The sequence below is a fragment of the Monashia sp. HAY1-11D genome, from assembly GCF_056868035.1.
Genome location: NZ_CP200320.1, coordinates 1,127,582 through 1,152,935 on the forward strand (window position 1 = coordinate 1,127,582; position 25,354 = coordinate 1,152,935).

Annotated in this window: 15 protein-coding genes; 4 read left to right on the forward strand and 11 right to left on the reverse strand. The window is 66.0% G+C overall.

Annotated elements, in window-relative coordinates:
- Positions 1–2: 2 nt before the first annotated feature.
- Positions 3–254, reverse strand: a complete 252-nt coding sequence (locus AC1VM9_RS05275; protein WP_483121584.1) for a hypothetical protein — start codon at positions 252–254, stop codon at positions 3–5.
- Positions 255–725: 471 nt separating this feature from the next.
- Between AC1VM9_RS05275 and AC1VM9_RS05280 the strand changes: the two genes are divergently transcribed.
- Together AC1VM9_RS05280 and AC1VM9_RS05285 are read left to right on the forward strand one after the other, a co-directional pair.
- Complete coding sequence (locus tag AC1VM9_RS05280; RefSeq protein WP_483121586.1) at positions 726–2,471, forward strand: type I restriction-modification system subunit M; 1,746 nt, start codon at positions 726–728, stop codon at positions 2,469–2,471.
- A gap of 293 nt (positions 2,472–2,764) precedes the next feature.
- Entirely contained in the window at positions 2,765–6,889 is a 4,125-nt protein-coding gene (locus tag AC1VM9_RS05285) for a restriction endonuclease subunit S (RefSeq protein ID WP_483121587.1), read from the forward strand.
- Positions 6,890–7,052: 163 nt separating this feature from the next.
- Here the strand turns inward: AC1VM9_RS05285 and AC1VM9_RS05290 are convergent, their stop codons facing one another.
- The 5 genes from AC1VM9_RS05290 to AC1VM9_RS05310 all read right to left on the reverse strand — a co-directional run bounded on the left by AC1VM9_RS05290 (position 7,053) and on the right by AC1VM9_RS05310 (position 16,230).
- On the reverse strand, positions 7,053–8,504 hold the full coding sequence (locus AC1VM9_RS05290; RefSeq protein WP_483121589.1) for a hypothetical protein: 1,452 nt from the start codon (positions 8,502–8,504) through the stop codon (positions 7,053–7,055).
- A complete protein-coding gene (locus tag AC1VM9_RS05295; RefSeq protein WP_483121591.1) occupies positions 8,501–9,100 on the reverse strand; it encodes a hypothetical protein in 600 nt (199 codons plus the stop codon). Before AC1VM9_RS05295 ends, AC1VM9_RS05290 begins: the two co-directional genes overlap by 4 nt.
- Before the next feature lie 283 nt (positions 9,101–9,383).
- Positions 9,384–10,277: an Abi family protein gene (locus AC1VM9_RS05300; RefSeq protein WP_483121593.1), complete on the reverse strand. Its 894-nt coding sequence runs from the start codon at positions 10,275–10,277 to the stop codon at positions 9,384–9,386.
- A gap of 785 nt (positions 10,278–11,062) precedes the next feature.
- Entirely contained in the window at positions 11,063–14,839 is a 3,777-nt protein-coding gene (locus AC1VM9_RS05305; protein ID WP_483121595.1) for a discoidin domain-containing protein, read from the reverse strand.
- 284 nt (positions 14,840–15,123) lie between these two features.
- Positions 15,124–16,230, reverse strand: a complete 1,107-nt coding sequence (locus tag AC1VM9_RS05310) for a LacI family DNA-binding transcriptional regulator (RefSeq protein WP_483121597.1) — start codon at positions 16,228–16,230, stop codon at positions 15,124–15,126.
- A gap of 252 nt (positions 16,231–16,482) precedes the next feature.
- On the opposite strand from AC1VM9_RS05310, the gene AC1VM9_RS05315 reads away from it, so the two are divergent.
- The gene (locus tag AC1VM9_RS05315; protein WP_481343261.1) at positions 16,483–16,794 is read left to right on the forward strand and encodes a phenylacetaldoxime dehydratase family protein; all 312 of its coding nucleotides are present in this window, start codon (positions 16,483–16,485) and stop codon (positions 16,792–16,794) included.
- Between the two features lie 30 nt (positions 16,795–16,824).
- Here AC1VM9_RS05315 and AC1VM9_RS05320 read toward each other — a convergent pair whose 3' ends face one another.
- The 4 genes from AC1VM9_RS05320 to AC1VM9_RS05335 form a co-directional block, all read right to left on the reverse strand.
- Positions 16,825–19,257 carry a glycoside hydrolase family 3 protein gene (locus AC1VM9_RS05320; RefSeq protein ID WP_483121599.1) on the reverse strand — a complete coding sequence of 811 codons (2,433 nt, stop codon included), beginning with the start codon at positions 19,255–19,257 and terminating at the stop codon, positions 16,825–16,827.
- 190 nt (positions 19,258–19,447) lie between these two features.
- Positions 19,448–20,359 carry a carbohydrate ABC transporter permease gene (locus tag AC1VM9_RS05325; RefSeq protein WP_481343259.1) on the reverse strand — a complete coding sequence of 304 codons (912 nt, stop codon included), beginning with the start codon at positions 20,357–20,359 and terminating at the stop codon, positions 19,448–19,450.
- 8 nt (positions 20,360–20,367) lie between these two features.
- Positions 20,368–21,324 carry a carbohydrate ABC transporter permease gene (locus AC1VM9_RS05330; protein WP_483121601.1) on the reverse strand — a complete coding sequence of 319 codons (957 nt, stop codon included), beginning with the start codon at positions 21,322–21,324 and terminating at the stop codon, positions 20,368–20,370.
- 2 nt (positions 21,325–21,326) lie between these two features.
- A complete protein-coding gene (locus AC1VM9_RS05335) occupies positions 21,327–22,604 on the reverse strand; it encodes a sugar ABC transporter substrate-binding protein (protein WP_483121604.1) in 1,278 nt (425 codons plus the stop codon).
- Between the two features lie 771 nt (positions 22,605–23,375).
- On the opposite strand from AC1VM9_RS05335, the gene AC1VM9_RS05340 reads away from it, so the two are divergent.
- Entirely contained in the window at positions 23,376–24,167 is a 792-nt protein-coding gene (locus tag AC1VM9_RS05340) for a LacI family DNA-binding transcriptional regulator (protein WP_483121606.1), read from the forward strand.
- 190 nt (positions 24,168–24,357) lie between these two features.
- On the opposite strand, the gene AC1VM9_RS05345 is transcribed toward AC1VM9_RS05340, so the two are convergent.
- Complete coding sequence (locus AC1VM9_RS05345) at positions 24,358–25,353, reverse strand: glycosyl hydrolase family 32 (protein WP_481342047.1); 996 nt, start codon at positions 25,351–25,353, stop codon at positions 24,358–24,360.
- Position 25,354: the final 1 nt, after the last annotated feature.

The window sequence follows — 25,354 nt, forward strand, 5'->3', positions numbered from 1 at the left end:
ACTCACCCCGTGACGAGGGAGGCCATCCAAGCCCCGATGCTGTCTGCCTTGCCACTGGTGGCGAGGCCAAGTACTGCCAGCGCGATGACGACGCCGGCGACCACACGCATGGCCTTGGCGTTGTCACCGCGCTGCGCGAGAACGAACAGCATCGTCGCCACCAGGAGGAGCAGCAACGGGATGATGTTGGACTTAATCCAGCCCTGGAGGCCGGTCGTGCCGGCTGCATTAGCCAGCGTCGCGATGGTGCTCATGGTGTCCCCTTTCGCATGAATCGGGCAGATCGCCCAATCCAGAGCACCGCGGGACGCGCGAGCGGGAAGAAGAAACACGCCGGGACCTGACCAAGTCTTGAAGGACCTCTCGCCCTGGGTTCACCCGTACGAAGGACCTGGCGATGCATCACGCGAACGCCGAAGCCCCACTGCGCCAAGTCACTCTCACGCGAGGAGCCGCAGCGGATGGCAGACCGTGGTCGGCGCCTGCACCCTCACGGCTGGAGTTAAGTGAGTTCTGCCGGTCACGCACGCATCGACGTAAGGGCACTAGAGCCTCGCGCCTGAAGTTCGCAGCCTGGCCGGACGCGATTACCGCGCAGACCCGCGGGGCCTCGGAGCCCCTTCTAAAGTCAGCGGCATGCGCCCTGTTCGTGGTCGCCCAACCTGAGCACGACGACCTGAGGCAGACTATGCCGCGATCACCCTTTGACAGTCGTGAGGAACTCTGTGAGCACGCTCGGTAGCTTCATCTGGTCGATCGCCGACACGCTGCGGGGTCCCTACCGCCCCAACCAGTACGGCACCGTGATCCTCCCGCTGACGATCCTGCGTCGTCTCGACTGCATCCTCGAGCCCGACCGCGCCACGGTCCGCGAGCTGGCCGCGCAGTTCGAAAACCCGAACCGGCTCAGGGTCGAGGTCAAGAAGGCGACAGGGCGCGCGTTCTACAACACCTCGAACTTCGGGTTCGCCAACCTGCTGGCAGACGCCGACGGGCTCGCGGACAACCTCGCCGACTACGTCGACCGATTCTCTTCCGATGTCGACGTGTTCGAGTTCTTCGACTTCAAGAAGGAGATCTTGGCGCTGGAGAAAGCCAGACTCCTGCGCGAGGTCATCAAGGCGTTCGGCGCCGTCGACTTGCACCCTGACGTGGTGTCGAACTCCGACATGGGCGATGCCTTCGAATACATCATCCGCAAGTTCAACGAGGCGGCGAATGAGACCTCCGGTGATCACTACACACCGCGCGACGCGATCAGGCTGCTCGTGGATCTACTTTTCGCCGAGAAGGACACCGACCTGAGCGAGCACGGCATCGTCCGTTCGCTGTACGACCCCACCGCCGGTACGGGTGGCATGCTCTCCTTGGCCGAGGAGCATCTGCTCGAGCAGAACCCCAACGCCCGGATCACCCTCTACGGCCAGGAGTACAACCCGCAGTCCTACGCGATCTGCAAGTCCGATCTGCTCGCCAAGGGCCACGACGCCACCAACATCGCCTTCGGCAACACCCTCACCGAGGACGCCTTCACGGGCCGTCAGTTCGACTTCTCTATGTCCAACCCGCCGTACGGGGTGGATTGGAAGCAGTACGCCAAGGCGGTCACCAAGGAGCGCGACGAGGCCGGCCCCTATGGCCGGTTCGCCCCAGGTCTGCCGGCGACCTCCGATGGGCAGATGCTCTTCCTGCTCCACCTCGCCCACAAGATGCGCGCGCCCGAAGACGGCGGGGGCCGGGTCGGCATCGTCATGAACGGATCGCCCCTCTTCAACGGCGGCGCCGGCTCCGGGCCGTCCAACATCCGTCAGTGGCTGCTGGAGAACGACCTCGTCGAGGCCATCGTTGCCCTGCCAACCAACATGTTCTTCAACACCGGGATCAGCACCTACATCTGGATCCTCGACAACACCAAGCATCCCGACCGCAAGGGTCTCGTCCAGCTCATCGACGGCTCGTCGTTCTGGACCAAGATGCGCAAGAACCTAGGCTCCAAGGGCCGCGAGATCAGCGATGCCGACCGTACCGAGGTCGTGAAGCTCTACGCCGACTTCACGGATGCCGACCCCGAGTACTCCAAGGTCCTGTCCACCGACGAGTTCGGCTACTGGACCATCACCGTGGAGCGCCCGCTCCTCGACGACAACGGTGAACCCGTCGTCGACCGCAAGGGCACGCCCAAACCCGACCCCAAGAAGCGCGACACCGAGAACGTGCCGTTCACCTATGGCGGCTCGACTGCGGGATCGGCCGGCAAGGACGAGGTGATCGCTGCCTACTTCGAGACGGAGGTAAAGCCGCACGTCCCCGACGCCTGGGTCGACGCGGCCAGGACCAAGACCGGCTACGAGATCCCCTTCACCCGACACTTCTACAAGTACGTTCCTCCTCGACCCCTCCCCGAGATCGACGCCGATCTGGAGAAGCAGGTCGCCAAGATCCTCGAGCTGCTGCGTGAGGTGGAGGGATGACATCGCCGAAAGGTCTTGGGGTTCCGACGAAGCGATTGAAGTATTTTGTCGATCGAAGCGATTCAGGAACGTGGGGTGAAGATCCCGAAGGTGAGGAGGGTACACCAGTTCTTCGCTCAACGGATCAGACCCTTGATGGTCGTTGGAGCATCGTGGACCCAGCGCTCCGCCTTCTCTCCGAAGGTCAGGCCGGCGCAACACGACTTGAAGTTGGCGACATTGTTGTAACGAGGTCGAGTGGAAGCCCCAGGCACATCGGCAAGGCGACCCTGGTGAACCATCAGGTTGCTGCCATGAGCCCCTCGTTCGGGAACTTCATGCAACGTCTTCGCGTCAAGCCCGGGCTTGATCCCAGATACATCTGGTATTTGCTCAACCACGAGATCGCGAAGCGCCAGTTCAGCATTCTCTCGACGACGAGCACCGGTCTCGCGAATCTCACCCCCTCAGCGATCGGCGAGGTGGAGCTGCCAGACGCCCCGCCCGAGCAGCAGCGCACCATCGCCGACTACCTCGACCGTGAGACCGCACGCATCGACACGCTCATCGACGAGCAGCAGCGTCTGATCAACCTGCTCCACGAACGGCGAAGGTCGGTCATTGATCGTGCTGTCAGCGGAAGTGACGAAGGGCACCTCCGTGACACCGGCGACATCTGGTGGCCAGCCCTCCCGCACCGTTGGAGCCACGTGAGTTTGCGGCGAGTTCTTCTGGGTCTTTCCGACGGCCCGCACTTCTCCCCGAAGTACGTTGACGAGGGGATCATGTTCCTCTCAGCGAGGAACATCAGAGTCAATGGTTGGTCGCTTGGCGACGCCAAGTTCGTGTCTGAGACTGACTACTTGGAGTTCTCCAAGCGGATAGTGCCCGAGCCGGGCGACGTGCTGTATACGAAGGGGGGCACTACCGGAATCGCCCGAGCGGTAGATCTCGACTTTCCCTTCCAAGTTTGGGTTCACGTGGCGGTGCTCAAACTTCGCAATGACTTGGTAGACCCGTACTTCCTGGCGTACGCGCTGAACAGCCGGCCGTGCTACGACCAGTCGCAGCTCTACACACGCGGTGCGACAAACAACGATCTCGGCCTTACCCGCATCGTCAATATCGTTGTTCCTCTGCCTCCACTCGATCAGCAGCGGAGCATCGTCAAGTACCTGGACGCCCAGACCGCGAAAATCGACTCCTTGATCTCTGAAACCGAGCGATTCGTCGAGCTTCTCGAAGGAGCGCCGGGCGGCGCTGATCACGTCAGCCGTGACGGGACAGATCGACGTCCGGGGGAGTGCATGATGGCAGACCACAACGAGGTGGTGTTCGAGAAGGAGATCTGCGAGCACCTGTCTGCGCACGGGTGGTTGTACTCGGCGAACGACGACGGCTACGACCGTGAGCGGGCACTATTTCCGGAAGACCTGGTCGCGTGGCTGGAGGCGACTCAGCCGACGGCGTACGGGAAGGCGTTGAAGGCGGCCGGGTCGCCGGCGAAGTTCTTGGACGTGCTGACCACGGCGCTGGACAAACCGCTGGAGCACGGCGGCGGCACGTTGAACATCTTGCGCAACGGGGTGCAGTACATCGGCGGCGGCCGGTTGAAGATGGCGCAGTTTCGGCCCGAGACGACGCTGAACGAGACGACGAACGCGCACTACGCGGTGATGCGGGTGCGGGTGATGCGGCAGGTGCACTTCTCCACCGCCGACCGACGCAGCATCGACTTGGTCTTCTTCGTGAACGGGCTCCCGGTGGCGACGGTGGAACTGAAGACACACTTCACCCAGTCCCTGGATGAGGCGATCCAGCAATACCGCAGGGACCGGAGCCCACTGACCAACGGCCGGCGTGAGCCGTTGCTGGCGTTCGGCCACCGGGCGCTGGTGCACTTCGGGGTCTCCAACGACCTGGCGGCGATGACCACCAGGCTGGAGGGCGAGAAGACCCACTTCCTGCCGTTCAACACGGGCTACGACGCCGGGGCCGGCAACCCGCCCGGCACGGACGGCCGGTCGGCGACGGCGTACCTGTGGGAGCGGGTGTGGGAGAAGGACGCCTGGCTGACGATCATCGGCCGGTTGATGATCGTGGAGACCAAGGAGGAGTGGGACGTCACCACCGGTACTTCGGTGCGTCGCACGAGCATGCTGTTCCCACGGTTCCACCAGTGGGAGGCCGTCACCAACGTCGTGGCGACGGTGACCGAGGAGGGGGTCGGGCAGCGGTACCTGATCGAGCACTCGGCGGGGTCGGGGAAGACCAACACGATCGCCTGGACCGCCCATCGGCTCGCTCGGCTGCACGTCGACGACAAGAAGGTCTTCGACTCCGTGATCGTGGTGGTGGACCGCACGGTGCTCGACGGGCAGCTCCAGGACGCGATACGGCAGATCGATGGCACCGGCAAGGTCGTGGCCACCATCAGCCCCGAGGACGTCCGCAAGGCTGGCGCGAAGTCGAAGTCGAGCCTGCTGGCAACAGCGTTGAAGAACGGCGAGCTGATTATTGCGGTGACGGTGCAGACCTTCCCGCACGCACTGCAGGAGATCCGCGCTGACGCCGGCTTGAAGGGCAAGAAGTTCGCCGTCATCGCTGACGAGGCGCACTCTTCGCAGTCCGGGCAGATCTCCTCGAAGCTGAAACAGGTCCTGACCGCAGAGGAGATCAAGGAGATCGAGGACGGCGGCGAGGTCGACGTCGAGTCCATCCTGGCGTCCGAGATGTCCGAGCGAGCCGAGTCTCCCAACATCTCCTACCTCGCCTTCACCGCCACGCCGAAGAACAAGACCCTCGAGCTGTTCGGGCGCAAGGGTCCTGACGGCAAGCCACGCGAGTTCCACCTGTACTCGATGAAGCAGGCGATCGAGGAGGGCTACATCCTCGACGTCCTCAAGGGCTACCAGGCGTACGAGACCGCCCTGAAGATCGCCGGCAACGCCAACGGCGAGGGCGAGGTCGAAGAAGGTGCGGCCCGCAAGGGCCTAATGCGGTGGGTGCGGCTGCACCCGACCAACATCAGCCAGAAGGTGCAGATCATCGTCGAGCACTTCCACACCAATGTCGCCCACCTGCTGGAGGCCAAGGCCAAGGCGATGGTCGTGACCGACTCACGCCGGGCCGCGGTGAAGTACAAAAAGGCGATCGACGCGTACATCGCCAAGCGGGCCGCCGCAGACCCCTCCTACAGCTACCGCACGCTGGTGGCGTTCTCCGGCGCGGTGCGGATGGACGAGGACGAGGTCTGGGCTTCGGACTGGGGCCCGGCGCCGAGTAAGGACGACGAGTTCACCGAGGCCAACATGAACCCCGGCGCCGGCGCAGACCTAGCTGCAGCGTTCAAGGGCGAAACCTACAAGATCATGCTGGTCGCCAACAAGTTCCAGACCGGGTTTGACCAGCCGCTGCTGTCGGCGATGTACGTCGACAAGAGACTGTCTGGAGTGACCGCGGTACAGACGCTGTCGCGACTCAACCGCACCCACCGCACCGCTACCGGTGAGCAGAAGCGCAAGACGTTCGTCATCGACTTCGTCAACAAGCCCGAGGACATCAAGGCGGCCTTCGAGCCGTACTTCAAGAACGCCACCCTAGAGACCGAGACGGACCCGTACGTCGTAGTCCACCTGGCGACGAAGCTCGCCCAGGCCAGCATCTACACCGAGGATCAGGTGCGGCAGGTCGCAGAGCTGTGGGTCACCCGGAGGGGCAACAACGCCCTGTCCGCGGCGATCAGCCCGGCCCAGCATGACTTCGCGCGCCGCTACGCCCGCGCGCTCGAGGTGGACGACAAGGTCACCCTCAACACGCTGGACCTGTTCCGCAAGGACGTCTCGACCTACGTCCGGCTTTACGACTTCATGAGTCAGATCGTCGACTACGGCGACCCCTACTTGGAGATGCTTTCCATCTTCCTGCGCCTGCTCGAACGGGTCATCGACGAGTCTTCTTGGGCGGCAGAGGTCGACCTCTCCGATGTGGTCCTGGTTGGGGTCAAGCACACCAAGGGCACAGCGGTCGACATCTCCCTAACCGGTGACGGACAACTGAAGGGCATCAGCGCCGCCGGCACCGGAACGAAGAAGGAACCGAAGTACGTTGCCCTTCAGGTCGTCATCGACAAGATGAACGACCTCTTCGGGGCCGAGTCGTTCACTGAATCCCAGGTCCGGGAGTTCGTCCACGGTCTTGTCCAGCGGTTGCTGGCGTATCCGGACTTGGTCAAGCAGACGCGGGTGAACTCCAAGAAGCAGTTCCTGGAGTCCCAAGACTTCCAGGCAGCGGTCACCGAGGCAGTCATCGACAACCAAGGCGCCCACAACACCATGGCGGACTACTTCTTCAGCGACGGCCCCGGGATAAACGGCGTCATCCTCGCCCTGGCGGACGCGTTCTACGAGGCCGCGATCGACGAACCAATGAACCCCTGATCGGCCCCGTCCCATATCGCCGCGACCGCGGGGCACCGAACAGGGGCGCGCTGCATAGCTGGTTTGCAGACTGTGACCTCGAGGCAGTCCGCGGCGCTGCCGCCGAGGGGGCAGCGCTGGACAGCCGCCCTCTCGCATCCCATCGCGGCATGCCGAGTCGGTGCTACTGAGGCGGCGGGCCGTCGGTCGCATCGCTCCCGGCGGAGGCACCGCCTTCTGATTGCTCGAGTTCGTCCGAGCTCTCTGGGCGCCGGCTGCGTTCTTCGAAGAGCCTCCTCAACGCAGAAAGCTCTTGCCCGGTCACGCGCGCCAAAATTGGGAGCGCCGTCTCTGCCAAGTCAGAGACGTAGAATCTCGCGGAACTATTCCCCACTCCTGTCATGGTCTTGAAGTTGCAGCGCAGATCAGACCCATCGTCGCGCGTGCGCGTGAGAGCACTAACCACGACGCCATCCGAGATGAGCAGATCGATTCCATCAAGGGCCTCGTCCTGAGTGATGTCATCACGGCCCTCAGCCATATAGGTAAGCGAAGCATCGTCATTCGCAACCTTTATCTCAGCGATCCTCGCACTGACTCGCTCTGCCCGACGCTTTAGAGTCGACACCGCAATGCCAGGCTTCTCTTGCGCGGCTGGGAGTTGCGAAGATGACCTGGGCGAAAACAGGGTCTGGGTAGAACCCAACTGCAGAGCCAAACATCCGTTCACAATTGACCACAAGGGGTCCTCGGTGCCAGGAAAATCGAACACCCTGCACGCCTTTGCGACCAGTGAATAGACGTTGCCCTTCAAGAGCCGTTGTAGATTCGATGTTGGCCCATAATTGTCGAGCTGGCACAAACGTTCCGTGGTCAGGGACGCGCCCAGGCGCCCCCAAAAAGCCGAGTCATCGAATTCCGGAAGATTCAAGATGAAACGCAGCGATTCCGCATCCAACGAGCTCGTGACGCCGAGGCCGGAGGGGAAGGTTGCACCCGATGCCCCGGAACCTACCCACACAGCATGCAGGAGGCGATTTAGTTGCGAAGCGCGGTGGCCATCCAGCACCGACTCTGCCGCCTCGACCGCGTCCCCGGTCCTTTCAAAGTCCGCCGATTGCGCACCCTGAAACCCTTCGGATAACACCTCGCTGACCGCGTGTGCCCTCTGCGCCCCAATCACGCCCCTACCACCCTGAAGGACCGCGTGCGAAAGCAGCGAGACCACGGGGGTACCCTCGGACTCGTCCTCGAAGGCCTCGAGACCATAAGGGTCAGTGATGAGCGTTTGAGAGCCCTCGCTCGCCTCGGCGAGCGGGCTCTCCACTTCGTCCGTATGAGGCACTGGCGATAACGGAAGGATGATTGGGCGTTCTTTCGAGAGGACGTCGACGTCGCGCAGCAGGTCGGATACGTCAAAAGACGTACGCAGGAATACATTTCGGGTTTCGCGAGAGTCTGGCCACGACAAGACCAAGTCGGGAACGAAAGAGTGGTTGAAATGATCCGTGACTTCCACGCGGACGCGTGAGTCAGTGGAGTGGAGCTGGCCGACGATCAATCCCTTGATGTTTGAAATGTTCTCTCGCGGATCATCCCCTGCGACCTGAGCCAAGGCATCACGAAACTCGCTCACAACTGCCCTCCCTTAATCCGCGCAGCAACTATAAGTGCCCTTTCCTCATCCGAAATGAGGAGTTCTTCTTGCTTTTCTGAGAGGACGACGAGCCAAAGTTGTTCCGCCAAAGCTTCGGCAAGGTCGCGATCGACTTTCTCCCGAGCTTCATCTTCAGAATCTACGTCGAATAGACGCTTCCGGTTTGCGACGCATCCTGTCACGATTGCGTCGGCGTCGCAGAGTCTCGACCACGATTTCACACGGAACGGGTGCCAAGTCAGGAACATGAACTGCTGGGCCCAGCGAGCATGATCCCGCAATACGACGTAGCACTTCGCCAAGAAATCATCGAAATCCGAGCCGAGACTGTCGTTCGAGTAGTTCTTGACCTCGGCCATGAAGACGTGTCCATGGAATGGAGCGCCGTAGAGGATACCGCCGACGTCGAATGAGAAGGGGTTTTGGCCTCCGTGCGGCCAGAAGAACTCCAGACGGCCGGCGCTGATCACATCTTCGTTCGTCCACGAGGAGCTCGTCCGGGTCGTTGCGTCCAACCACCTTTTGGCTCGCCGGGCGCCGTCCGCCCCCTTTTGATGCATCTGCTCCCCTGCCATGGCGCCAGAGTAGCCATAGACGGCCACGACCGCCCCGTGTCGCGGACGCAACTTAGGCGCCGGTGGCCAAGGGATCGATGGAGCGTCACGCACGCGTGCCCCAGGTTGTGAAAACGGGGCAGTGGCTCGGCCAAGACTGTGCGCGCTGAGGACGAGGAGGGCAGAGGTCCCAGTCTGGCTTGCTCTCATCGGCTCACCACGGCCCACGGCGCGGCATCGCAGGCACCCAGGACCGGCAGGTTGAACACACATACGGCGCGCGGCAGCCCTCGCCAACGAAACGTTACGGGGTGTGGTCTCGCGGGTTCTGCGGATTCGCGAGACCCTGCCAGAAGGCGGACGTTCGGTCATACCGCTGCACGAGCGCAGGGAGCACCGGATCCGCGACCTTGCCCTTAACGAGGATGTCATCGAGCGAGGCTGCAACGTCTAACACGGAGCGCGGTTCGAACTGTCCCGCAAGCCGCTTGGCGCGGCCCCTAACGTTGTTCGGCGTCGGGCCGGCGTCGATGACTGAGTGATGCCACAGACGACTGTGATGAGCACAGCGGTTCCGTAGGTAGACGAGCGACCTCACCCGGTAGGCGAAGCCGCCCTTCGCGACTCCGAGGCTCGTGGCGACGGCATCTGCCAAGGTGCCCTGACCGCCACGCTCAATGCACTTCGACAGGGTCCCGAACGACCAGGCTTCGACCGCCGACCACACTGGCAGGCCGCTGAAGTCATGTGGACTCCCACCAGTTGCCTTATAGCGCAGGATGTGACGCTCCCTGCTGCGCTCAAGGTCTCGCCGGCACGACTCCACGGTGGGCTCGGCATTCGGCGCGTCCGTGTAGAAGGCTTCATCGAGGTAACTGCCATACGGGCCGTACACGTTGGCGATGACGTGTGCCACGTGCGTGCGCAGCAATAGCTCGACACGAGCGAGCGGTCGGATCAGAACCTCTCGCAGCACCTCATCGGCCTCGTAGATCACGCGGATGTTGCTGAAGGTGCTACCCGGCTGGAACGCTTCGTTGCCCTGCTCGGGTGCCTGCTGGAAGTACCGCGCGTATCCAGAGAACCGGTAGTAGTTCGTTGCTGCGAGGAACGTCGCGCACGCGGTCGGGTCATCTACGACAAGTCCACGGCGGACGAGCAGAGCCACCTGCTCGGCCCACGTCAGGCTCGGCTTCACTCACCACCCCGGAAAAAAGAGGCCCCTCCCATTTGAGCATCGTGGAGAGGCTTGGGAGGGGGTCGATTGACTCCACTGTAACTGATGTCCGTGCCGAGCGTGCGTCTTCGACCCGGTCGCTCCGCGCAAGGTGGTGAGGAATGTCTTTTCTCCGTCAAGGCGCCGGCTCCGCCGGCGCAAGGGCCCAGCTGCGGGCGGCGCTAGCGCGCCGTCCTCGCCCGGGCCCAGGCAAGACTGGACCGGGGCAGACGAAGCCCGACACCCTGCAGCCAAATCGTCCGGACCCCGGCCAGCGCGTCAAGGGCGCAAAGCGTCGCTTCGCGATCGAGCAAGCTCGACCCTTGACCCACCGACCGGGGTCCTGGTGCTGGCCGCTAACAGGGTGCCAGGCAGATGTGGCGCGTGGCTCGCGTTGATAGCGCTACTGATAGCAACACGACCACACCGAGCCAGCTCGTCGCTGATACCGAGGCGGCCGGCCGTAACTTGCATGGCGACGCATCGGGACTCGGCTGAGGAACCGCCGACACCTGAAAATCGGAAGGTCGGCGGTTCGACCCCGCCCCTGGCCACCACCCGAAACCGCAGGTCACACCATATGTGACCTGCGGTTTGTCGTAGGTGGACTGCCCCTGCGTGTCGAGGATCGTACGGTCGAGCGGCTCCTGGCGGCCGGGCGCCAACGGGCCCGGGCCAGCGATGCTGACCCGGGCCCGGAGCTCAAGCGTTGTCCTGCCTCAGCCGATCTGGCCGGTCACGCCGACCGGATCGGCGCTCAGGCGTCGTTACGCGTACGCGTTGAGCTCGGCAATCGACCACCAGCTGCCGGCGCTGCCCGTGTTGACGACCTTGAGGTAGCGGGCCGTCTGCGCCGGGAAGGTCGCGACCTGCGTCGGCTGGCCGTCCGCGACGATGGAGGCGACCTTCGTCCAGGCCGATCCGTCGGCGGACACGAGGACGTCGGCTCCGCGCGCATAGTCGTCGATGCTGGTTCCGGAGTCGAGCACGACCCTGCTGAAGGTCTGTGGCTGGCCCATGTCGACCTGGACCCACATGCCGTCGTACAGGCTGGTCCCCGAGCTATACCTCGAGTTGATGTCGCCGTCCAGGAGGTGCCCGAGCGCATCGTTCGGCCAGGGGCTCTCGTTGGATGCCGTGGCAGTCCAGCCGGTTCGAGCCAGCGGTGCGTCAAGAGCCGCGTCGTAGTAGACGTTGAGCTCCGCGATGGACCACCAGTTGCCGGCACTGCCCGTGTTGACGACCTTGAGGTAGCGGGCCGTCTGCGTCGGGAAGGTCGCCAGCTGGGTCGGCTGGCCGGCCCCGGAGATCGAGGCGACCTTCGTCCAGGCCGATCCGTCGGCGGACACGTAGACGTCGGCGCTGCGCGCGTAGTCGTCGGTGCTGCTGCCGGGGTCCAGCTCGACCTTGTTGAAGGTCTTCTGCTGACCCATGTCCACCTGGACCCACATCCCGTCGTACTGGCTGGCTCCGGAGCTGTACCGGGAGCTGGTGTCGCCGTCGAGGATGTGCGCCAGCGCATCGTTGGGCCACGGGCTCTCGTCGGATGCCGTTGCGGCCCAACCGGTCTTGTCCAGCGGAGCCTTCGGGTCCGGCTCCGGGTCCGGGTCGGTGTTGTTGTAGACGCCGAGCTCGGCGATGGACCACCAGTTGCCGGCGCTGCCGGTGTTGACGACCTTGAGGTAGCGGGCCGTCTGGGTGGGGAACGACGCCAGCTCGATCTGCTGGCCGGTTGCCGTGACGGAGGAGACCTTCGTCCAGCTGTCGCCGTCGGAGGACACGTAGACGTCGGCGCTGCGCGCGTAGTCGCCGGTGCTGCTTCCGGAGTCGAGCACGAGCCTGTTGAAGGTCTGCGGCTGCCCCATGTCGACCTTGATCCACATGCCGTCCTGCTGTGCCTTGCCGGAGCTGTACCGGGAGTCGGCGTCACCGTCGAGCAGGTGCTCAACCGCATCGGTGGGCCACGGGCTCACGTCAGACGCCGTCGCGGTCCAACCGTCCAGGTCCAGTGGAGTTCCCAGACCGGTGACGGTGAACGGCGCTCCACCCGCCGACTCTCCGCCGGCACCGATCACCGACACGTCGTACTTCCCGGAGGCGAGTCCGGCCGGAACGTACGCGCTGATGCTCGTGTCGGACCAGCTGTCGATCTTCGCGTGGACCGATCCGAAGTACACGGTGCCCAGGCCCTGGGTATTGCCGAAGTGCGAGCCTGTGATCTTGAACTTGTACCCCGGGATGCCCTTGTTCGGGGCCAGGCTGCTGAAGGTCGGCTTCGGGTAGCTCGCCAAGGGCTGCGTCGTGAACATCGCGGAGGTGCCGCTGGGCAGCGAGTAGGCGTAGGCGCCGTCCTTGCTCACCGGGAACGCCAGACTGCTGCGGCTCCCGTTGTAGACGACCGCCACGGCAGCGCCGTCCGGCGCGGTCCACGTCTTCTGCTCGAGGCCCTTCGGCACGGTGGTCGGAGCCTGGATCGACGCCGTGCCGCTCGTGCCCCCGAACACCTTGAACTCACCGATAGACCAGCGGAAGAAGAACGACGCCGCGCTGGCGACGACGCGGACGTACCGCGCCCTCTGCGGCGCCAGTGAGATGGCGACCGTCCGGAGGTCCCCGCTGCCGTCGGCGACCGCGCTGCCCCAGTTGACGCCGTCGTTCGAGACGTACACCTGGTACTTCGCGAGGGAGTCGAAGGCGTTCTTCGCGGTGTTGTCCATGACGATCTTGTTGAAGCTCGTCGGGGCGCCGAAGTCGACCTGGAACCAGTCGCCGCTCTTCACCTTGGTCCCGGAACGCCATCGGGTGTCGGCGTCCCCGTCGATGGCGTTCGCCGCCGCGTCCGCCACCGCGCTCGACGAGGCCTTTGCCGTCCACCCACTCCGGCCCAGCTCGGTGCCCGGTGTCTTGATGGACGCACCGGCCGGAAGCGAGTAGGTGAGCAGATCCGGCCCGGTCTTGATGCCGTTCTGGACGGGCAGCAGGTCCGGGTCGTAGGTGACCGTCACCGGGTCGGTCTTGCCGAAGGTGAAGTCGTGGTTCGGGTCGGTGACGGTGGTCGCCGCCTGCGTGCTGCCGTTCTGGGTGGGCCCGGAGTAGGTGAAGGTGACGGCGTCACCGGCGCCCAGGGTGTAGTCGAACGACTGCGTGCCGTCGGCGACGCTGAACGTCTTGTCGGCGTTGCTGTCGTTGTAGGCCACCACGACCTTCGAGCCGTCGGGGTTCTGGAACGCGACGTTCTCGACGCTGCCTTCACCGAAGGAGTTGGAGTAGATCCGGTGGGCGCCGGGCTTGACGAACCGGCTGACCTGGGCGAGGGCGTAGTAGTCCGCGTTGTAGGTCACCACACCGGTCTTGGGGTCGATCGTGACCAGCCCACGGCAGATGCCGATGCCGTTGGTGTCGGCGTTGAGCGGCCCCTTGTCGGGGTCCAGGGCGATGTTCCACAGCATGACGCCGTTGGCCCAGTTGCGCGTGCCGTCGATGAGCCAGCTGTTCATGGCGTCGTGGAAGGCCACCTGCTTGCTCGCCTGCCAGTCGCCACCGGTGGCCTCGGTGAGGTACGACTCCTTGCTCGGGTAGTCGTTGTGGGCCAGCGTCTGGTAGATCGGGGTGCCGCTGTAGATGTGCCAGCCGGCCCCGACGGCGTAGTCCTTCGTGGTCGGGTCGTTGTAGACCGACTCGGGGTACGACGGCACGTCCCAGTTGTGGTCCCAGGCCAGGATCTTGGTGGACAGCTTGTTGGCCTCGAACGCCTGGCCCATCTGCTGCACCAGCTTGATCTGCTGTGCGGGGGTCAGGGCCATACCCGGCCAGGTCGGAGCGTTCAGCGGCTCGTTCTGCGGTGTCACGTAGTGGACCGGGACACCGGCCTTGCCGTAGGCCTGGATGAACTTGACGAAGTAGTTGGCGAGCGCCTGCGAGTACTCGTCCTTGAGGGTGCCGCCGATCATGTTGTCGGAGGTCTTCATCCAGCCCGGCGGGCTCCACGGTGTGGCAGTGATCTTGATCGACGGGTTGAGCGCGAGAGCCTGCTTCAGCTGCGGGATGATGTACGGCTCGTCGTGCGCGATGGAGAACTTCGACAGCGTGGGGTCAGTCTGCCCGGCCGGCATGTCGTCGTAGGAGTAGTTCCCGCTCGCCGCGAAGTCCGAGGCGCCCATCGGCAGCCGGACCATGCTCAACCCGGCACCGGTCACCGGGTCGAACAGCTTCTTCATCAAGGTGTCACGACCAGCGGCCGGCAGCTTGTCGATCAGCCAGGAGGACGAGTCGGTCAGCGCCGCCCCGAACCCGGTGACCTTCTGGTACTTGATTCGGTTGTCCACCTGGATGGTCAGCGGGTTGGCTGTCTGCTTCGTCTGGAACGAGACGTCGCTCTGCTTCTCGACCCACTTCTCGCTCGAGACGTCCGTGAGCCACACGTGCACGGGCGAGCTGGCACCCGGTGGCGATGCTGCTTGTGCGTGGGGGATCGCGACGGGCATCGCCGCGAGGGCCACACCCAACGCAGGCGCCAGAAGCGACCCGGCTCTCAACTTGGCCATGCTCATTCCTCCGAAGGAACTTGTTGGTCAGGGATCGTGCGGCCGATGGCGGCTGTTGGCAGATCCATGGAGTCGCCCGACCGCAACAAATCGCCGAAGGGCCGAGACAGCCACCATCCCCGCAGATGCGCTGGCGAACCGACGGCAGGTCGTGCATCACCGGACACCACAGCAGTCACTAATTCGGGTTAGTGAGCAACGCTAAGCGCGCCGAAAGCCCGCGTCAAGATCCTGTTACGCGGAAGTTTCTGCGGTGATGCGCGCGTGAACCCGGTAGGTCGGCTTCAGCGGCGCCTGCGGCTGCTCGGTGGCGGCGCGGTGGAGTCGCGCATCACGACCGGGCAGTGCACCAAGGTGCGGCCGGGGGTGAGTGGCCCGCCGTTGGTCAGCTGCTCGGCTGCCAGGCGCCCCATCCCGGGGTACGGCAGCAGCACGGTGCTCAGGGCCGGACGCACCTCTGCCGCGAGCTGGAACTGGTCGTCGTACCCCATCACCGACACGTCCTCTGGCACCCGCACGCCCGCCTCGAACAGGCCCAGGAGCGCGCCCACCGCCATGCGGTCGTTGCCACACATGATCGCGGTGGGTCGCGACTTGCGCCGCAGCAGCGTGCGCACGAGCTCGTAGCCGGAGTCCGCGTGGTAGTTGCCGGACAGCACGGTGTGGTCGGACGGGTTGAGTCCCGCACCGCGCAGGGCCTCCCGGAAGCCGCGCACGCGGGCCTTGGTGGCCCACTGGCCCGGCTTGCCGGTGAGGTAGGCGATGTCGCGGTGCCCCAGGTCGAGCAGAGCCTGGGTGGACTCGCGCCCGCCGCGCACCTCGTCCGGAAGGATGGCGGGCACGGGGTCGTTGGACGCGAAGCAGTTGAGCAGGACGGTCGGGACGCGCAGCGCCGGGTCCGGCAGCACGACCGACCTCGTGCCGACCGCAGCGAAGATCAACGCGTCGGCCTGGCGGTCGAGAAGGTCGCTGATCAGCTGGGCCGCCCGGCGGTTCGAGCCGCCGGTGTTGACGAGGAGCAGCAGGTTGCCCTCGCGGACGCAGGCCTCGTGCGCCCCCTTGATGGCCGAGGCAGCGAACTCACCGAAGTCCACGTCGTGGCTGACGAAGCCGATCGTCGCGCTGCGTCCCTGCCGCAGCCCCTGCGCGGCGCGGTTGGGGCGGTAGCCGAGCTCGGCCACCGCCTGCAGGACGCGCTGTCGGGTCTCGTCGCTGATGGTCTGCCCGGCGGTTCGGTTGAGCACGAAGGAGACCGTCGCCGGCGAGACACCAGCCAGGCGTGCGACGTCTACGCGGCGCGGTCTGCTCGCCGTCGGGCGGCGTCCATCAGCTGGCACCCGGACAGAGTACGAGCCTGCCGGGCCTTCCGAGCCGCTGCCACGCACAGCCACGCAGGCGGATCGCCGACCAGCCTGATGGGCGCGGTCCCGTGCGGATGCCTCGCGGCTGCCTTGCCGCTGAAGGCAGTTTCGTCCGTTCTGTCACAAGTCTTGACGATGACGCAGATTCGACCCTATGTTCGCGCTAACGCGGGTTAGTTGGCCCACTTCCACAGTACTTCGGGTCTTCCCGATCGCGGCTTCTCGGAAGGTGGAGGCACGTGAGAATTGGCCCGGTTCGCGCCACCGGTCAGCCGCGTCGTGATGGCCTACCTGGGTGTCCAGTACGCCGGTACCGGGCCGACACCCGCGTTCGTCGGGACCGCACCGGCCGGGCTGAGCTGGTGGTGCAGCCTCGAGGACCTCGACCGATGGGCCCGCGAACATCCCACCCACCAGGCGATCTTCGGGGCCGCGATGAAGTACCTGTCAACGCTGGGTCCCGCGGCGCGACTGAGGCTGCACCACGAGGTCACCGTGGCTAAGGCGGACGAGCAGTACTTCGAGTACCTCGGCTGCCACCCGCAGACCGGAATGCTGCGCGCGCTGGAAGATCGGGACGCGCAGTCCGTTTAGTGATCGGGCAGCTCGGTAGTGACCAGACGCTCAGACCTCGAGGGTCGCGCTCAGTCGCCGGTCGGCGACCGACCGGCCGGCCTCGACCGCGTACTCGCCCTTGACTACCGTCCAGGCGCCCGAGGCCTCGTCCCAGATCTCGAAGGCGCGCGGCGAGAGGTGGACGGTGACCTCGGCGACCTCGCCCGGCTCGGCCTCGACACCGGCGAAACCGGCGAGCTGCCTGACGGGCCGGTCCGTGCCGGGCTCGGCAGGCGCGACGTAGACCTGGACCACCTCGCGACCCGCTCGCTCGCCTGAGTTGCGGACCCGGACCGTCACCGCGGGGCTCCCTGTCGCGCTGTCGTCCGTCGCGATCGTCTCGTAGGTCCAGTCGGTGTAGCCGAGCCCGTGACCGAACGCGTAGGCCGGGCTGCTCCCTGCCCGTTCCCAGGCGCGGTAGCCGATGAAGACCCCTTCGGAGTAGGGGAGCTCGCCGTCCGTCGGGGTGACCTGGGTGACCGGGGCGTCCTCGAGCGCGGCGGGCCACGTGGTGGGCAGCCGGCCGCCCGGTTCGACCGCGCCGAGCAGCACGTCGGCCAGCGCCGCGCCGCCCTCCTGTCCCGGAAACCAGCTGAGCAGGACGGCCGCGACATCGTCGCGCCACGGCATCTGCACCGGGGAGCCGGCGTTGACCACGACGACCGTGTTCGCGTTCACGGCCGCCACGGCCCGCACAAGGTCGTCCTGCCTCCCCGGGAGGCGGAGGTCCTTCCGGTCGAAGCCCTCGGACTCCACGCTCGCCGTCGTGGCGACGACGACGACCGCCACGTCGGCGTCCTGCGCGGCCTCGACGGCCTCGGCTATGAGCTCGTCGGCGTCGCGCTGCGGCTCCCGATGCAGCAGGGAGAAGCCCACGACCTCGAACGGGGCGTCGTCGGCCTTGGGGACGACGCAGTGCAGCGATACCTCGACGGGCTGCCCTGCCGTCAGCTCGACCCGGCCCCGCTCGACCGGTGAACCGAAGAGGACCCCGATCGGGTCGGACCCGGGGTCCGGCTCCTGCATGCCGCCGAAGAGGGTCTCGCCGGCGACGGTGAGCCGCAGGGCGCCCAGGGCGCTGGAGCCGAACGAGTGCGCGCCGCTCTCACGTGGCGTGAACGTCCCGGCGATCTCCACGCTGTGCAGGGCGTCGTGCGTGACGCCGTCCGGCAGGTCGGTGCCCAGCCACTGGACCAGACCGCCCGGCACGGACCGGGTTCCGATCACCTCGCCCGCGACGTCGCGGCACACCGCGCGCAGGTCGAATCCCGCGTCGGCCCCGGCGAGACCGTCGGCCGGATCGGCGCCGAGCGCATACCTCAGCGTCCCGGGGGGCAGTGCCGCGGTGAGCCCGTCGAGGGGCGACACGATCCGCCTGGGGAAGACGGTCGCCGACCCGCCGCCCAGCACCCGCGCGTCTCGCGCGGCCGCGCCCAGCAGGGCGACCGTGCGCACGCCGCCCGCGTCGATCGGCAGCACCGGGCGTGCTGCGCCCGCGTCCGCGTTGCGCACGAGAACGAAGGAGCGGCCAGCGATCTCGCGGGCCAGGGCCTCGCCGTCGATCTCAGCAGGCAGCTCGGTCACCGCCGGCTCGGCGCCCTCGAGGGCGCCGACACGGGCAGCGAGCCGCAGCACGTTGCGCACGGCATCGTCCACCATCGCCTCATCGACGTGGCCCGCGCGGACCGCGGCCACGAGGGCCTCGCCGTACACGGTCCGCGGCCCCGGCATCGCGACATCGAGGCCGCCCGCGATGGCGCTCGTCGACCGTGCGGCCGTCCAGTCCGAGACGTTGACGCCGTCGAAGCCCCACTCGCCCCGCAGCACTCCGTTGACCAGCCGGTGGTGCTCGGTCATGGTCGTGCCGTTGACCGAGTTGTAGGCGGTCATGACGCCCCAGGGCCGCGCGCCCGCGACGATCGCCTCGAACGGGGCGAGGTACAGCTCACGCAGGGCGCGTTCGGAGACCACGTTGTCGACCGTGAAGCGGTCGGTCTCGGCGTCGTTGGCGACGAAGTGCTTGACCGTCGTCCCGACGCCCCCCGACTGGACGCCTTGGACGTAGCCGGTCCCGATCTCAGCCGTCAGCAAAGGGTCCTCGCTGTACGCCTCGAAGTGCCGCCCGCCCAGCGGAGAGCGGTGCAGGTTGACCGTCGGCGCGAGCAGCACGTGGACGCCCTTGCGGCGCGCCTCCTGGGCGAGCAGGGTGCCGGCTCGGCGGGCCAGCTCCGGGTCCCACGTGGCGGCGAGCGCCGTCGGGGACGGCAGCGCGATCGAGGGGTCGTCGGCGGTCCACCGGACACCGCGGACCCCGATGGGGCCGTCGGACATCACGAGCGACGCCAGCCCGATCTCCGGTAGCGCGGGCAGCGACCACATGTCCTGCCCGGCGAGCAGCCGCGCCTTCGTGTCGAGATCGAGCGTGCCGAGTGCGGCCTGCACGGCCGCCTCACGGGTCCGGTCTACGTGCGTCGGGTCTGCGTGGGTCTGCGCGACCAATTCACTTCTCCTCGTGGTGATCTGTGGGTCGGCGGTGGTCCATGGCTCTCAGTTCGAGCCGGTCGTGGCCATACCGGCAACGACGTGACGTCGGAAAGAAGGAAGACGACAATCACCAGCAGCAGGACGACGCCTACTTGATGCCGGTCATCGCCACGGTCTGGGTGAAGAACCGCTGCAGACAGATGAACACCAGCACGATGGGGCCGACCACCAGGACGGAGCCGGCGAGCAGCAGGGCGTAGTCGGTGGCGTTCTGCCCGGTCGAGAACAGAGCCAGCGCGACCGGCAGCGTGTACTTGTCGTCGCTCTGGGCAGCCACCAAGGGCCACAGGAACCCGTTCCACGATGACAGGAAGGTCAAGATCCCCAACGTCGCCAGCGGCGCGCCGCACAACGGCATCACGACCCTCGCGAAGATCCGGAAGTCGTTGGCTCCGTCGAGCTTGGCCGCCTCGATCAGCTCGTCCGGGATGCCGAGTATGAACTGGCGCATCAAGAAGACACCCATCGGCGAGGTGAGGAACGGCAGGAACAGCGCCGGGTAGGTGTCGACCATCCCGAGCTTGCTGATCGTCACGAACAGGGGCACGAACGTGACCACCCCCGGAACCATCAGCGTGACCATGACCAGAGCGAAGAGCAGCCGCTTGCCGGGGAACTCCACCTTGGCCAGCGCGTAGGCGACCATGGAACAGAACAGCAGGTTCCCGAGCACGGTCGCCACCGCGACAATGAGGCTGTTGAGGAAGAACCTCTGGATGTGGAAGTCGCTGAACCACCGGGCATAGTTGCCCCACCCGGGGTCAGCGGGCAAGAAGCCGGTCGGGTTGCGGAGGATCTCGCCCTGGGTCTTGAACGAGCTCAGCACCATCCAGACAAACGGCAGCATGGTCGCGGCCACGGCAACGAGCAGAACCGCATAGACCAACAGCTGCCGGGCAGTCGTGCCGCGCTCGTGGGGGCCGCCGCGACGTGTCGGCGCGGAGGTGGACCCACGGCCGACGGGCTCGGCCGCGACCGGTGTGGTCTCGGAGATCTTCATGGTGACCCTTAGTCCTTTGGTCGCAATGCGCGGAACTGGACCAGGCTCAGCAGCGCGATGGCGACGAACAGCACGTAGCTCGCCGCGGAGGCCGTGCCGTACTTGCCGAACCCGAACTGGTTGAAGGTGAAGTAGGTGACCGAGAGCGTGGAGTCCAGGGGACCGCCCTTCGTCATCACATACGGCTCCTCGAAGAACTGCAGATAGCCCACGGACAACAGAACCGCCCCCAGAAGGAGGGTTGGTCGCAACAGCGGCAGCGTGATCAGGCGGAGGATCGTCCAGCGACCGGCGCCGTCGATCGCGGCGGCCTCCTTCACCGACTCCGGGATGGTCTGCAGGCCGGCGAGGAAGATGACCATCAAGGTGCCCATGTTGCGCCACACCGCCATCAGGATCATGGCGGGCATCGCCCAGGTGGTGCTGTTGAGCCAGTCCGGTCCGTGGATGCCGATCCATCCCAGCATGGCGTTGATCAGCCCGTCGTCCTGCAGGATGAACCGCCACACCACGGCAACAGCGACGATGCTCGTCACGACCGGTGTGTAGAACCCCACTCGGAACGCGGTGCGGAACCGATGGATCCCGCTGTTCAACGCCAACGCGAGGGCCAGCGCCACGATCATGGTGAGCGGAATGCCGACGACCACGAAGTAGGCGGTGACGACCATCGACTTGCGGAACTGCGGATTGCCGAAGAGGTCGGTGTACTGCTGGAGGCCGACGAAGTCGACGCCCAGCGGGTCCTGAACGTCGCGGCTGGTGAAGTCGGTGAACGACATCAGGAACGAGGACACCAGTGGGACCAGCATGAAGATCGCGAATGTGAGCACGTAGGGCAACGCGAACAACCAGCCCACCAGCGCCTGCTTGCGGCGCCGCCCCTGGGACGCCTTCGTCTGATCCGTCGGGTCCGCCCGGCCAGCACCAGTGACGGTGCCGGCCGGGACCAGAGCGCGTGGCATGGTCAGCCTTGCGTGCCGATGGAGTCGGCGGTGGCCTGCAGGCTCTGCATCGTCGTGGCCGGGTCCGCTCCGGACTTCACGATCTGCTCGAGAGCGGCGTCGCCGGCGTCGCTGACCTGGCTCCAGGCTGGGATCGCCGGCGGCGCCTTGGTGTCGGTGAGCTGTTCACCGAAGACCGAGAGCACCGGGTCCTTTGCAAGCGCCGGGTCCTTCCAGGCGGTCTTCGAGGCGGGCAGGTCGCCGAGCGTCCGCTGCCACTTGACCTGGACCTCCGGCTTCATCAGCCACTGGATGAACTTCCACGCCGCGTCCTGGTTCTGGCTCTTCTTGAACACCACCAGGTCGCCTCCGCCGACGAACGAGGTTGACGACTTGTCCGTGGGGATTCGTGCCACGCCGATCTTGTCCTTGATGGCCGGTCCGCCAGCCGTGACGAGGGTGCCGAGGTAGCTCGGACCGCCGAGAATCATCGGGATCGAGCCGTTCACGAAAGCGGCGTCGGGGGCGCCTGCGCCGGTGTCGGGAGCGGTGGTGGCGATCTTCTCGGTGAAGAAGCTCTGGTAGCGCTTCATCGCGTCGACCCATGCAGGGGTGTCCAAGGTCCACTTCGTCTGGTCTGCGTTCATCAGGTCGGCGCCGGCCGACCACATGAAGGGAAGGACCGACCCGAAGGAGCTGGGGCCGCCTGCCGGAAGGTTGATCCCCCACTTGGCTCCGGCCTTGGTCTGCATCGCCTTTGCCATGGCCTTGAAGTCGGCCCAGGTGGAGGGGAACGTGGTGTAGCCGGCCTTCGCGGCGAGGTCCTTGCGGTAGTAGACCACCCGCGTGTCGACGTACCACGGGACGCCGTAGGTGGTGCCGTCGATCTGGGTGGACTTCACGGCCGACGAGAAGTTGTCGCTGGTGTCGATGGACGTCGGTGTGGGCGCGAAGGCATCGGCGAAGTCGCTCATCCACGTGGTGCCCATGTGGGCGATGTCCGGAGTCGAGCCACCGGCGATCGCGGTCTGGTACTTGTTGTGCGCTGCGTCCCACGGGATCGCCGTGACCTTGATCTTCACATCCGGGTTGAGCTTCTCGAACTCCTCGGCAAAGGCCGGCAGGGCGGCCGCCTCCTCCGCCTGGGCCCAGACGTTGAGCGTTCCCGTCGCGGGACCTGCGGCGACCGTCCCGGCCGGCGCCGGCGCCTGCGACGCCTCGCTGTTCCTGCCGCATGCCGTGAGCAGTATCGCGGCGGACACGAAGATGACCACCGCGCCCTTTGCCTTCATCTGCAACATCGATGTTTCTCCATCCATCGTCGGTGATGCTGTATGCCGTCGCGGGCGTGCCGTGACGATGTGCAGCCAGGGGGCTTCTGCAGAGGCGACGGTCCATTGACCGTGACCCTGCGTGGTCAGGGCCTCGTGGGCCGTGAGCGGCTGGCGCTGCGCCCGCTGGTCAGAGCGGACGATCGCCTTCAGCTGTCGATCCCGCGCCAGATCCGGGTCGTCGGAGGCGCCGTGCGCCGCTGCGGGATGGGCCGGACCTGACCCCGACCTGCCGTCCGGGCGCTCTCGGGCATGGAAGCCATTGCTCGCTCCTTCCGATGAGCCGTGCAAGTCAATGCGCTTAGATCCTGCCTACAAGCGTTATTTAAGCGCATTGATCACGCCGCTGACAAGAGCTCCGGCCGACCGGATTCGAGCACCCCGCCGTCCTCAGGCGACGAACATCCGCGCCCTGTCTAAGCGCATATGCTTCAGGTCAGGAGGTGCCTCTGGTGACCAAGGGTCCGACGGTGTATGACGTCGCGGAGCGAGCTGGTGTTTCGATCGCAACGGTGTCGTTCACCTTCCGGCGACCCGGGAAGGTGAAGGAGTCGACACGCGAGCTGGTCCACGCCGCCGCCCGAGAAGCTCGGCTACATCCCGAGCGGCAGTGCGCGCGGGCTGGCAGGTGGTCGAACCGGCGCCCTGGGCTTGATATCACTGGACTACCGGCCAGTCGCTCCCCTCGAGCTCGCACACGTCCAAGACCCGGGAGCGACCGATCCGAACGCGGACTACCGCTTGTTCCCGCAGTTCGTGGACGAGGTCCAGCGCGGGGTCGAGCAGGAGTGTTGGCGCCGCGGGTACGCCGTCATGATCGCCGGCGCCAGGCCCTCCAACGCGGAGGCGGTGCTCACCGACATCGCAGGCCGGGTTGACGGTCTAGCCCTCTTGTTCTCCGGCATGGCGGAGCACGTGGACCTGCGCCACATCGCCGAGCGGCTGCCGGTAGTGCTCATGTCTCAGCCCGGCGATGACACGCTGAGCCGGGTCTGCGTGGACAACGCGGCAGGAATAGACGCGCTGACCGCGCACCTGGTGCAGGTACACGGCATGCGCGACCTGCGCTTCGTCGGCCCGACCTTCGACTCAGACCGCAAGGAGCGTTTCGAGGCGCTCCGAGCCGCGCTGCGGGCCGCTGAACTTCCCGTGCCCACCGAACCGATGGCCGCGGCCGGCAACTATCGAGAAGCCATCGCGGATCTCGCACAGCGTCAAGCAATCCCCGACGCGTTCGTGTGCGCCAACGACGAGGTTGCGCTGGCGCTCATGGACGCCCTGAGGGAAGCCAAGATCGACGTGCCCGGGCAGGTTGCAGTGACCGGCTTCGACGGGGTCGTCGCCGGGCGACTGATCTCCCCACAGCTCACCACCGTCCGCCAGCCGATGGAGGCCATGGGGGCGACGGTGGTGCGACTCCTCATCGACCGCATCGAACAACCCGAGACCCCAACGGCGTCCGATATCCTGCCCGTCCAGCTCGTTCTCCGGGAAAGCTGCGGTTGCCCTCCCCAACAGCCACGTCCCGTCTGACCCTCAGAGATCCGGATCATGAGCTGATTCGGTCGGCCCCCGCTGACCGCGGGGGCCCCTCAACACGTTGACATGTCGAGACTTTCGGTTGGTGTTCGGACACGTCGATCAGCACACGCCGCGGAGAACAGAACGCGACCATGCCGGTTGGCCTCGGAGTCGAGACCAACCGGCTGCAGGTCGCAACAGGTCAGGCGTGCGTGCCTGACGACACCTCGTCCTGAGTGAGGACGAGACGGTCGCCGTCCCAGCTGACGGCGTACGGGTCCGTGATCTCGCCGACGAACTGACCGTCGGACTCGTTGCGGAAGGCGAGGAACTTCGTCTCGCCGGTCTCGCGGTCGTCGATGAACTTGCCGACATAGAGCGTCGGGTCGTCGATCAGGCGGGCCCCCGCGATGTCGTACGGCCCGAGCGGCGACTTCGCCGAGGCGATCCACACCCCGCCCGGTGTCCCCGTCGCCTTGGTGGCCTCCGAGGCGTCGCCGGCCAGGCAGTTGAAGAGCAGCACCTCGCGGCCGTCGACGACGTGGGTCTGGAAGACCTCGAGCTGCCCGAACCCCTGCCCCGGTTCCGAGAGCGGCTCCCGCAGCTCCCAGGTCTCGAGGTCTGCCGACCACGCGTGTCCGACGACGCCCCGGTCGACCGTGTCCGACGGGTCGCCCGCCGGCCCCTGAGCCGACCGTGCCGTAATGAGCATGTGCCACCCGTCGCCGTCGGGGTCGGCGAACACCCACGGGTCGCGGAACGCCTCGTCGTGCCAGTGCCCGTCGGAGAACTTCTCGTACCACCGCGGGTCGGCCGACAGCACCGGACCCGGCGCCTTGTCCCATGTGAGCAGGTCGGTCGACGTCGCATACCCGATCGACTGGACGTTGGCGCCGGTCCCCGCTACCGCAGTCGACCCGGTGTAGAACATGAACCACCGGCCGTCCGGATGCCGCACCACCGACCCGGTCCACGTCGCGAGGTCGTCGAACGCCGGCGCGTCCGAGCGCACGAGCGCATCGACGACGCGTTCCCAGTGGACCAGGTCGGAGGACACCGCGTGCCCCACGGACGCCCGGTAGTGCCGGGCGTCCGGGTCACGCAGCGAGCGTGAGGCGTAGAGGAAGAAGAGGTGGTAGTCCGACCCGTCGTCGACGAGCCAGAAGTCCCACACCCACGCCTCGGGAAGCTTGAACACG